At 67.6% G+C, this 10,501-nt stretch carries 9 protein-coding genes; 6 read left to right on the top strand and 3 right to left on the bottom strand.

Annotated elements, in window-relative coordinates; all coding sequences use genetic code 11:
• The 4 genes from VGV60_05445 to VGV60_05460 all read left to right on the top strand — a co-directional run.
• A partial coding sequence (locus VGV60_05445) for an LAGLIDADG family homing endonuclease (GenBank protein HEV8700698.1) occupies nucleotides 1-1,993 on the top strand: 1,993 nt, incomplete at its 5' end.
• A 165-nt stretch (nucleotides 1,994-2,158) separates the two neighbouring features.
• Nucleotides 2,159-2,635 (top strand): type II toxin-antitoxin system VapC family toxin, encoded by a 477-nt coding sequence (locus tag VGV60_05450; GenBank protein ID HEV8700699.1) that lies wholly within the window; start codon nucleotides 2,159-2,161, stop codon nucleotides 2,633-2,635.
• Between the two features lie 942 nt (nucleotides 2,636-3,577).
• Nucleotides 3,578-3,838 carry a hypothetical protein gene (locus VGV60_05455; GenBank protein ID HEV8700700.1) on the top strand — a complete coding sequence of 87 codons (261 nt, stop codon included), beginning with the start codon at nucleotides 3,578-3,580 and terminating at the stop codon, nucleotides 3,836-3,838.
• Nucleotides 3,839-4,038: 200 nt separating this feature from the next.
• Nucleotides 4,039-4,401, top strand: coding sequence for a hypothetical protein (locus VGV60_05460; GenBank protein ID HEV8700701.1), 363 nt, complete (start codon nucleotides 4,039-4,041; stop codon nucleotides 4,399-4,401).
• A gap of 57 nt (nucleotides 4,402-4,458) precedes the next feature.
• Here VGV60_05460 and VGV60_05465 read toward each other — a convergent pair whose 3' ends face one another.
• The gene (locus VGV60_05465) at nucleotides 4,459-5,418 is read right to left on the bottom strand and encodes an NAD(P)-dependent oxidoreductase (GenBank protein HEV8700702.1); all 960 of its coding nucleotides are present in this window, start codon (nucleotides 5,416-5,418) and stop codon (nucleotides 4,459-4,461) included.
• A gap of 119 nt (nucleotides 5,419-5,537) precedes the next feature.
• Between VGV60_05465 and sigJ the strand changes: the two genes are divergently transcribed.
• Nucleotides 5,538-6,422: an RNA polymerase sigma factor SigJ gene (sigJ, locus tag VGV60_05470; protein HEV8700703.1), complete on the top strand. Its 885-nt coding sequence runs from the start codon at nucleotides 5,538-5,540 to the stop codon at nucleotides 6,420-6,422.
• A gap of 47 nt (nucleotides 6,423-6,469) precedes the next feature.
• Here the strand turns inward: sigJ and VGV60_05475 are convergent, their stop codons facing one another.
• Both VGV60_05475 and VGV60_05480 read right to left on the bottom strand, forming a co-directional pair.
• The gene (locus VGV60_05475; GenBank protein HEV8700704.1) at nucleotides 6,470-7,795 is read right to left on the bottom strand and encodes an FG-GAP-like repeat-containing protein; all 1,326 of its coding nucleotides are present in this window, start codon (nucleotides 7,793-7,795) and stop codon (nucleotides 6,470-6,472) included.
• On the bottom strand, nucleotides 7,677-9,827 hold the full coding sequence (locus VGV60_05480; GenBank protein ID HEV8700705.1) for a VCBS repeat-containing protein: 2,151 nt from the start codon (nucleotides 9,825-9,827) through the stop codon (nucleotides 7,677-7,679). Before VGV60_05480 ends, VGV60_05475 begins: the two co-directional genes overlap by 119 nt.
• A 164-nt stretch (nucleotides 9,828-9,991) precedes the next feature.
• Here VGV60_05480 and VGV60_05485 point away from each other — a divergent pair, with 164 nt between their 5' ends.
• Nucleotides 9,992-10,453, top strand: coding sequence for an SRPBCC family protein (locus VGV60_05485; protein ID HEV8700706.1), 462 nt, complete (start codon nucleotides 9,992-9,994; stop codon nucleotides 10,451-10,453).
• Nucleotides 10,454-10,501: the final 48 nt, after the last annotated feature.

The following is a 10,501-nucleotide window of genomic DNA, read 5'->3' on the forward strand; positions in this document are numbered from 1 at the left end:
GTTCGGACTCAACGCTGCAATCACCGAGAAGCAGGGGTATACGGAGGTCGCGTTCAATTCAGTGCCGCTCGTCCTTTGGTGGGAAGCATGCGGCTTCGCGAAGCTCCCGCCGGCTGCCGAACACGCCGGCAAGGGGTGGCACTCACACATCCCGGACGCAGTCCTGCACACGAACGATCGCGAGATTTATGCGGCGTTCGTCCGCGGCCTGTTCGAGGCGGACGGCAGCACGAATACCGGATACGTCTCATGGACGACGGTCACTGAGACCTTCAGCCGCGACATCCAGAGCCTTCTGTTGGCCCTCGGCTTCGTCACCACGCGAAAGGTTGATGGCGCGGGCTCGAACTGGGGAAACAACGATCGCTTCGTCCTCCGCCTGCTGAACGTCGCTGCGTCCGAGCGCTTCTTGACCGAGATCGGCTTCATGTCGATCCGAAGGGAAGCATCGCTCTGGCGTGGTGATCACCGCCAAGCGTCGCGGCACGATCACATCCCTGTCAGCCGTGAGCTGGTCGACGAGCTCGCGCCCGAAAACGACTCGCTCCGCAAGACGATGCTGATGTCGCTCGCGCGGCGCGGTGACGTCTCGCGGCGATCCGCCACGGCGCTGATGGAGCGCACAGAGAGCACGGAGCTCGAACATCTGCTCGGCTTCTACTACGACACGGTCGCGACCGTCGAGACGCTCGACGACGAGCCGACGTACGACCTTTCCGTCCCGGACAACGTCACGTACGTGGCCAACGGCTTCGTCAGCCACAACACCATCAGCTTCATGATGGATTGCGACACGACCGGAGTCGAGCCCGACTTCTCACTGGTGAAGTCGAAGAAGCTCGTCGGCGGAGGCGAGATCACGATCGTGAACCGCGGCGTCCAGATGGCGCTCGAGAAGCTCGGCTACGCGCCGACGGAGGCCGAGGAGATCGTGGCCTACGTCGACGACCACAACTCGGTCGTGGGAGCGCCTTACATCAAGGCGGAGCACTATCCGGTCTTCGACTGCGCCGTCGGCGAGCGGGCCATCCACTACACGGGCCACGTGAAGATGATGGGAGCCGTCCAGCCGTTCATCTCGGGCGCCATCTCGAAGACGGTCAACGTGCCGTCCGACGTGACGCCCGAGGAGATCGCCGAGGCCTTCCTGCAGTCCTGGAAGCTCGGCCTCAAGGCCGTCGCCATCTATCGCGACGGCTGCAAGCGCAGCCAGCCCCTGTCGACCAGCCGCGACCAGACCAAGGTCAAGGTCGAGGCCGCCCCCGGCGTCGGCGTCACCGTCGAGGCCCCGGCCCGCGCCGTGCGCCGCCGCCTGCCCGACGAGCGCCGCGCCATCACCCACAAGTTCTCCATCGCCGGCCACGACGGCTACGTCACCGTCGGCATGTACGAGGACGGCCAGCCCGGCGAGATCTTCCTGGTCATGGCCAAGGAAGGGAGCGTCGTCTCCGGCCTCATGGACTGCTTCGCCACCGCCGTCTCGATGGCCCTGCAGTACGGCGTGCCGCTCCAGGTCCTCGTCGACAAGTTCAGCCACGTCCGCTTCGAGCCCTCGGGCTTCTCCAACAACCCCGAGATCCCGATCGCCAAGTCGATCGTCGACTACATCTTCAGATGGCTGGCCTCGAAGTTCCTGAACAAGGACCAGCAGCGCGCCATCGGCGTGCACGTGAAGGAGGAGGGCGGCGAGACGGCCGGCCAGCCGGCAGGGGAGACCCCTGGGCGTCCAGGCCTGATGCCCGTCAACCTGTCTGCCGGGCCCATGAGCACGACCACGATCACCGGCCCGGTCGGCGTCCCTTCGCCCCGCGGCTCGACGCCCGGCTCCGGCCCGTCGTCCGTCGGCGCCGCCGGCTCCGACCCGTCCCGCTCGATGTTCGCCTTCCGCCCCGACGAGGACGCCCCCCCCTGCCCCGACTGCGGCTCGATCATGGTGCGCAACGCGGCGTGCTACAAGTGCCTCAACTGCGGCGCGACGAGCGGGTGTTCGTGAGGTAGAGTCGGCTCGATATCACGACTGGGTTCCCGCCGAGGTTGCGGGGCTCGAAGAATGAGAAGGGGGCCGCAGTTTGGCCCCCTTTTGAATTCATGCAGTCGAATTGTAGTTGGCCGGTCGATCTGAGCGGAGCATGCGGTGCGTCCCAATTCTGAGATGGAGGTGATCCCGACCTACTTCTTCGACGCGAGTGCGATAGTCAAGCTACTCGCTCGTGAGCGGGGTCACGACGCGGTCGATGACCTGTTATCCCAAAGCGGCCGGGTCCACAGCTCTTGGGTTGTGCTCGCTGAGGCTCTCGGAGCCCTCAAGGGAAAGCGGCGTCGGGGTGAGGTGACGGACCATGAGTACGGCCGGGCCGTTTACACATTTTTTCATTATGTGAGAAGTGGTAGGTTTCATTCGGTCGATCTCGATATCCGCGATGGTCATCCCGTGCTACTCACGCATGAAGCCGAGGGTTTCGACCGTCGCAAGCGGTATCCTAAGCTTGACGTCGCGGACACGCTGCAGATGACGGTGATACGCGAGAGTTTCCTCAAGTGGTTCGCTGGCGGCAGCCAGACCAAGCTGGTGACTGCCGACGCTGACTTGGCTGCCGCAGCCGAGTCGGAAGGCATTCTCGTGGTTCGTGTGTAGCATAAGGATCGACCCAAAGCTCGAGTAGATGGGCAAGCGCCGCCCAACTACCCGCTGCAGTCGCCGCCGTGCGGCAGGCACGGGGCGAAGTGACCGGGGGTATGCGGGCGCGGCCGAGCGGGAGCGGAAACCTGCTGGGACTCGTTGAGACCTGAATGGACTGGAAACGAAGAATCGAGCGGCACACATGGGCCGGGAACGCACCGCAGACCTGGAGAATGTGCGCTGGCGACCTGCTCGCCGCGGCCGCTGTGCTTCGCGAGCGCCGAGAAGCAGTCAATCCCCAGCCTGTTCCAGTAGCCAGCGAATGGAGGACTCATCCGATTGAGTTGATGCTGAACGGTATGGCCATTGAGTGTCTTCTCAAAGCCCTGTGGGTCAAGCGCGGACACACGCTTGCCAAGGATGGCAAGTACGTTCCGGTGCCACACGCAGGCGCTCACGATCTGGTGCAGCTGGCACGAGTCCTCCACCTGACGTTGTCCAGCTTGGAAAAGGACGTTCTCCGACGCCTATCACATTTCATAGAATACGGGGGGCGGTATCCGGTGCCGACGGATGCTAACAAGTTGCAGCTGACCCGGACGCCGCGAGGGGGTCGAGCTGAGGCGACCCACTGGAACACCCCGAGTGATCAACGCCTCTTCGACACGGTAGTCAGTCGAGTGAATCGGCTTCTCGATGAAAGTTCTTCCTGATCAGCCGTTTCAGCCTACGGCCGGCTACGCGGGGCGCAGCTGGCCATCGCCGACCTGCAGGCCGCCCAGGCCGCCGGCGCCAACCTGGGTTCGCTGATCGCCCTCCTCCAGCAGGTGATGGCTGCGCTACTGCCCTGAGGAAGCCGTTCGAAGGGCATTGGATCCGCCACTTGCCCCCAAGGAGGTTTCTGGCTTGCCTCACCAGCCGGTTGGGGATAACCTGTTCGCCAAAGGAGGGTCCACCATGCATCGTGCGCTTCGACTCACGCTTCGGATGTTCGTGGTGTGTGCCGTGTTCGTCGGCGTCGGCCTGATCGCCGCTCCGGCGCGCGTCGCCGGGGATGGGCCGTACGTCTCTCCGCTCGGCGACCTGGCGACGGCGGCGTTCGCCGCGCCGTCATCGTGCGAGCGGCAGGCGTGCACCTCGCGCGGCCTCTGCGCGCACTCGCCGAACCAGACCAGCTGCCGCCACGCGGGAGGGGAGTGCCAGACGACCAGTTGCTGAACGAGGTCGACCGCAACTGCTCAGACCCCGCGAAGGACCCGCCCACGCGCGCCGGCGCCAGCTGAGCGCGGCGTCGGACAGCGAGGCGGCGGGCGGAGATTGAGCCCAGGGCGGCCGTCAGCCCTCGCCTAGGTCGCGGTTGCGAACGGGGGGCGTCCTGTGCTCCAATCAACGCCCGGGCCTTCGCGGGGTTGCGCAGCATGCGGCGAGGCATTCTTCTCATCGTGCTCATTGCGGTGCTCGGCTTCGGACTCTACATCTGGGCCGCCCTGAGCTACTCCTACTCGGACGGCGAGCGCGCCGGATACGTCCAGAAGTTCTCCCGCAAGGGATGGGTCTGCAAGACCTGGGAAGGGGAGCTCGCCATGGCGAACCTTCCCGGCGCGATGCCGCAGATTTTCAGCTTCACCGTCCGCGATGACGCGGTGGCGAAGCAGATCAACGCGGACATGGGCAAGCGCGTCGTCCTGCACTACGAACAGCACGTCGGCCTTCCGACCTCGTGCTTCGGCGACACGGATCACTTCGTGACCGGCTCCCGCGTCGTCGAACCCGGACCCTGACCCGATAAGAGACCTGAAGTAGGCCTGCGTTCGAGGCGGGCTACTGACCGGACGCTGTCACCGGGAGGCTCGGGCACGAGCCGGCCGGTCTGCGATGCCGGCCCCCTGGATCTCCTCGAGAATCGCCTTCCAGCCCTCGCGGGCGCTCGGATAGCGCGGCCGCCAGCCCGAGGCCTGCCGCAGCTTGCGATTCGAGATCCGCAGGGAGCGGGCCATCAGCTTCGCGAGCGAGCCGCCGAGCGCCATCAGCCAGGCGGGGGGAGGCTTGGGCGGGGCGACGCGCAGCGTCTGGGCCAGTGTGTCGAAATACTCGCGCCGGCGCAGCGGCTCGTCGTCGGTGACGTTGTAGATCCCGGCCGGCAGGCCCAGCGCCGCGACGACGGCGGTGGCGGCGTCGTCGTTGGTCACCGAAGACAGGAAGGCCCCGGGCGAGCCCGGGATCGGCGCGCGCCCCTTGCGCACGTACCCGATGAGCTCGAGCGCGTGAGGGGAGTCCGGTCCGTAGAGAGCGGAGAAGCGCAGGACGATCCCGGCCCCGCCGTTTCGGGTGATGCGCTCGGCCGAGCGCTCGGCATCCACGGTCGAGCGGTTGTAGCGCGCCGGCTGGATCGGTGACGTCTCGTCGATCCAGGCGTCGCCGGCGTCCGCGTACATCGGGGCGAACGACTCCTGGATGAAGCGCGGGACCCCTTGGGCGATCGCGGCGTCCACGAGGATCCGGGAGGCGTCCCGCCGGATGCGGTCGTTCTCGCGCCAGGCGCCGGGAAGCAGCATGCTCGTCCCCGAGTGCGGAATGTGGGTGGCGAGGTTGACCACGGCGTCGTGCCCGGCGAGCGCCGGGCCGACGGCCTGGGGATCGAACAGGTCGAGGTCGACAGGCGTGGCGCCGGCCCGCGACAGGGCGGCGCGTTTCTCGGGTGTGCGGCCGACGGCGGTCACCCGGTGGCCGGCCTCGACGAGCAGCGGAACCGCGCGACGGCCGACGACCCCGGTGGCACCAGTCAGAAAGATTCGCATCGTTCGTCCCTCCTTATTCTGTGCGACTCACCTCTAAAGACGGAGAGGCACCGGCTTCTGTGACACGTTTTTCTCTCGTCACACTGGTCGTCCGGGATCGTCTGTGCTAACAAGGAGGCATGGACTCCGTGACGGATCCCGCCGCGGTCTTCGAGCGCGCCCGGCCCCGGCTGTTCGGGATGGCCTACCGGATGCTCGGCTCGGTCGCGGACGCCGAGGACCTGGTGCAGGAGGCGTACCTGCGCTGGCACCAGGCGGACCGGGGGGCGGTCCGCTCCCCCGAGGGGTGGCTCATGGCGGTGATCGGCCGGCTGTCGATCGATCGGCTGCGGCGCGCCGCGGCCGAGCGCACGACTTACGTCGGGAAGTGGCTCCCCGAGCCGGTCGCCACGGGGGCCTGGGCGGCCCCCGGTCGCGCCACCGACCTCTCTTCCGATCTGTCCATGGCCTTCCTCGTTCTCCTGGAGCGGCTGACCCCCGAGGAGCGCGTCGCCTTCCTGATGCGCGAGGTGTTCGCCTGCGACTACGCGGAGATCGCCCAGGTCGCGCAGAAGAGCGAAGCCGCCTGCCGCCAGCTGGTGCACCGGGCCCGCGAGCACGTGCACGCCGGCCGCCCGCGCTTCGCCGCCCCTCCCGAGTCGAAGGAGCGGCTGCTGGACGGGTTCCTGGCCGCCCTCGAAGCCGACGACAAGGACGCGCTCGTCTCGCTGTTCGCCCAGGACGCCACCTGGACGTCCGACGGCGGCGGCAAGGTGACTGCCTCTCGCCACGTCCTGGTCGGCGCGGACCGGATTGCCCGGTTCCTCCTGGCCATCGAGCGCAAGATCCGTGGCCTCGTGCTGACCCACCGGACGGTCCGGCTCAACGGCGAGCCCACGCTCGTGACCTCGAGGTCGGGGCAGGTGGTCTGGACTACGTCCATCGCCACCGACGGTGATCGGATCGTCTCCGCCTACCGCGTCCTCAATCCCGACAAGCTGCGGCACGTCGAAGGGCACGGCTGAAGCCTTCACGGACGGAGAGTCGGCGCCCTGGTTCCCGCGCGGCGCCGTCAGCGTCTGCGGGTTTCGGCCTTGGTGGAGGCGAGGTATTCCGCCTCCATTCCGGGGCAGGCTGCGTCGCAGGACGATGGCTCGCGCGGGAGAGGGACCGACTCAGCTCCCAGGCCGGTCGGCCCCCGGGCGTCGCGATACTCAACCAGATAGAAGAAGGCGCTGCCCGCCACAGGGGTGAGAGGTGCGCCGTCCTCGCTCCAGGACGTCTCCTGGATCCTCCGGGCCAGGACGCGCACGGCGCCGAGGGACACCCTGCCGGGTTCCATCCGCAGGCTCGCGAGGTCTCCTGAGATCAGGTCGTACCCCTTCGCTGCCATCACGCCGCTCCACGACCAGCGCGCCGATCCGTCCATCCCCGCCGGCGAGGCGCGGATCGAGAGCGGCTCTGGCCCCTGCCCGAGGTCGTGCGGCACCGAGACGAGGGCCGGCGCGACCGTGGAATTTCCGGATGCGTCGGTCGCCGTGTAGGTGAGCTCATACGTGCGGCCGGGCCCGTCTCCATCCCGTTCGGCGCGCAGGAGAATCTCCGTGGCTGACGCGCCGGCGTCGGGGAAGGTGATGTCCCCCTGCGTCCTCCCATCCCGGTCTTCGGGGGCGTCATCCGGTTCGCTGCTGGTCACGGCAACCAGCCGCACCGCGGCGGCCGGGTCGCATCGGTCGCTGACCAGCAAGGCGACGCTCACCGGCACGAGCCGGTGGTTGGGCGGCCACAGCACAGTCGGGTCGGGCGCGACCGACAGGGAAGGGGGAATGGTGTCGCGCACGGCGACCACGGCCTGGGCTTCGCCGGCAGCGGCATGCGTGTCGGTGACGCGAAGCTCGATGAGGTGCGATCCGAGGGGAAGGGTCACGGTCAGGACGGCGCCGGTCCCGAGCGGCGCTCGTGCCCGTGGTCCCAGGACCAGGAACCATTCGTACTTGACGATATAGTCCGAGCCTCCGTACGGCCCGTCCGGATCGACCGAGGCGGATCCGTCCAGGACGACGGCTGCGCCGGCCGGCCCGCCGCACTCCGCCGAGGCGGGGGAGTTGATCGAGGCATGCGGCGGCGTGTTCAGGGGCTCGATTCGGTTCAAGAGAACGACGATCTGGCTGTCTCCCAGCGCGACGAGGTCGGGACGGCCGTCTCCGTTCAGGTCGCCTGCCGCGAAGGCGTATGGATAGTTCTGCGTGCCGAAGCGCTCCGGCGGCGCGAACGTTCCGTCACCGCCCCCGAACAGAACCGAGGCGTCCTCGGCGGAATTGGACGAGACGAGATCGATCCGTCCGTCCAGGTCGACATCCGCCTGCTCCAGGTAGATGGGAGATCCGCCGGTCTCGATCCGGCTGCCCGCTTCGAACGAGCCGTCGCCGCGGCCAAAAGAGGGCAAGGTCGCCCGATTCCCACTCGCGCTGGATCACGCCGCGGTTGTTCACGACCAGATCGGTCCGGCCATCGCTGTTCACATCTGTCGCCACGACCCCGAAGACTGCTTTCCCGGCGGTCATCACACGTCCGGCATCGAACGCTCCGCCCCCCAGGCTCAGGAATACGTTCAGCTCTCCGGGAACGCTGTCCCACAGGTCGCTTTCGCTCGTGGCCGCGAGGTCCCCCATGCCGTCGCCATTGAAGTCGGCGATCGCCGTATTGATGACGTCGCTGACGCCCGAGAAGCGGACCTCGAGGGCGAACGTGCCGTCACCTCGACCCAGCAACAACGAGATGTCGGCCGGCAGGCGGACCGGGTAGTTCGCCCCCTGGTTCACGACCGCGAGATCGACATGGCCGTCGCCGTTCAGGTCGCCTGCGGCGATGTGCCCCGGGCTGGGGCCCACGCTCACGCGCCGCTCCTGCCCGAAGCTCCCATCCCCCAGGCCGAGGAAGATCGAGATCTCGCTCGTGTCGAGGTTCCCGACCGCGAAGTCGGGAATTCCGTCCTCGTCGAAGTCGGCCACCCGCAGCGGCCCCCGGAGCGTTTCGGCCGCGAATGGGATCTCCGGGCCGAACGAGCCATCACCGAGCCCCCGGAGAAACGACATGCGGCCCATGGGTGGCCCGAGTTGGCTGCCGTACGACACGAGAAGATCCTGGTGTCCGTCCCGGTCGAAGTCGGCCAGCGCGCTGTCCGCGCTTCCGAACCGATCGAGCGGTCTCGTCGGAGTCCCGAAGGTGCCGTCGCTGTGGCCCGGGAGGAGCAGGACCGTCTCCGAAACCTCATTGGCGACCACCGCGTCCATGCGATCGTCCCCGTCGAAATCGGCGAAGCCGAGGCCCGAGGGCCCGTTCGCCGCGTCTGTCCTTAACGCCTCACCGAAACTTCCGTCACCGCGCCCCGGCAGAACCGCCAGGTCGTCCGACTGATTGTTGGACGTCGCCACATCCTGGAGTCCATCCGCATTGAAGTCGCCGACCACCACATCGGTCGGATCCTGCCCCGTCGGGAAGAAATTCCACGCGAACGTTCCATCGCCGCGCCCGATGTAGATGCTGACCGAGTGACCGGTGTGCCGGATCCCCGCAATGTCCAGGTGACCGTCCGCGTTGAAGTCGCCGACGGCGAGAGCATGGGGAGCGACCACCGCCTCCGTGACGTCCTGCTCGGGAGCGAACGTTCCGTCCCCGCGGCCGGCCAGGAACGACAGATCGCCGGGGCCTTCCGGGTAGAACGCCCGGGTGTTCGCGACCATCAGGTCCACGTGCCCGTCCTCGTTGAAATCCCCGCTGACGAGGTAGACCGGCTCCCGCCCGGCCGGTGTGCCGGTCGCGGGGCCGAACGTGCCGTCCCCGTACCCGGGCGATATCCAGACCTCGCCAGAGGGGCAGTCGACACCGGCCGAGCACGTACTGATGGACGCGAGGTCCGGGTTCCCATCCTCGTCGAAGTCACCCATTGCCACCGCCTTGGGCCGGACTCCCGTAGTCAGGCGTGTCGCGGGAAGGAAGCTGCCGTCGCCCCGGCCGAGGATCACCCACGTTGCGCCGTCGCCCGGCTGAAACGGATCGTTCGCAACGTTGGCAAGCACGAGGTCCTGTCGGGAATCCCGGTTGAGGTCCGCGGCGGCGACGAAAAGCACCCCCGGCTCGAGGGGGATCGAGGTCGCCGTGGCCAGCGTACCGTCCTCCTGACCGAGGGCCACGACCACCCCGCCTGGAGCATAGGTGCTGACGGCTGCATCCGGGATCCCGTCGCCGTTGAAGTCGGCGATCGCGAGATGCGAGGCGCTCGGGACGGGCAGAGCCGGATCAGGGAAGGCCGGCCGCGCGGCGAGATGGCCGACGGTCAGGGCCGCCAGCGACGCCATGATGAGAAGCCGCCGAGGGATGCGGGCCCGGGCCAGGCCGGTACGGGGGGCACGGCGCGGTCGTGATCGCATGTCGCCTCCTGCCTGCGAGGGCTGACCTCGCACAACTCCGGTCCAGGGGGGATTCGACCTACGAGACCTCCCAAATATACCGTGATCGGCGGACCCTGCCATCCCAATCTCACGGTCCAGACGGCGTTCTTGCCCGTGCCCGGTGCGCCTGCTAATGTTGGTGCATGAGCGCGACCCGCATCAGTCGCCGCGTGAATGCGCCCCGCGCGAGCGTCTATCGCGCCCTTCTCGATGCGCGCGCGGTCGCGCGGTGGATGGTGCCGGATGGCATGACCAGCCATGTTCATGCGTTTGACGCCCGCGAAGGCGGCTCGTTCCGGATCTCGCTCACGTACGACGCGCCGACCGGGACCGGCAAGACGACCGCGCACACCGACACGTTTCATGGCCGCTTCATGAAGCTCGTGGCGAACGAACAGGTTGTCGAAGTGGTCGAGTTCGAGACCACGGACCCCGCGCTGCGCGGCGAGATGACGATCACGTACACGCTCGTCGATGCGAACGGCGGGACCGAGGTCCTGGCCGTGCACGACGGGCTGCCGCCCGGCCTGTCGACCGCCGACAATGAGATCGGCTGGCGCATGTCGCTCGCGAAGCTCGCGGCGCTCGTCGGGGCGGGCTACTGACCGGGCGCTGTCGTTATGGACAGTCTTAAATTACAACTTGACAGTCTC

Source organism: Candidatus Polarisedimenticolia bacterium, from assembly GCA_036001465.1.
Classification (GTDB): Bacteria; Acidobacteriota; Polarisedimenticolia; order Gp22-AA2; family Gp22-AA2; genus Gp22-AA3.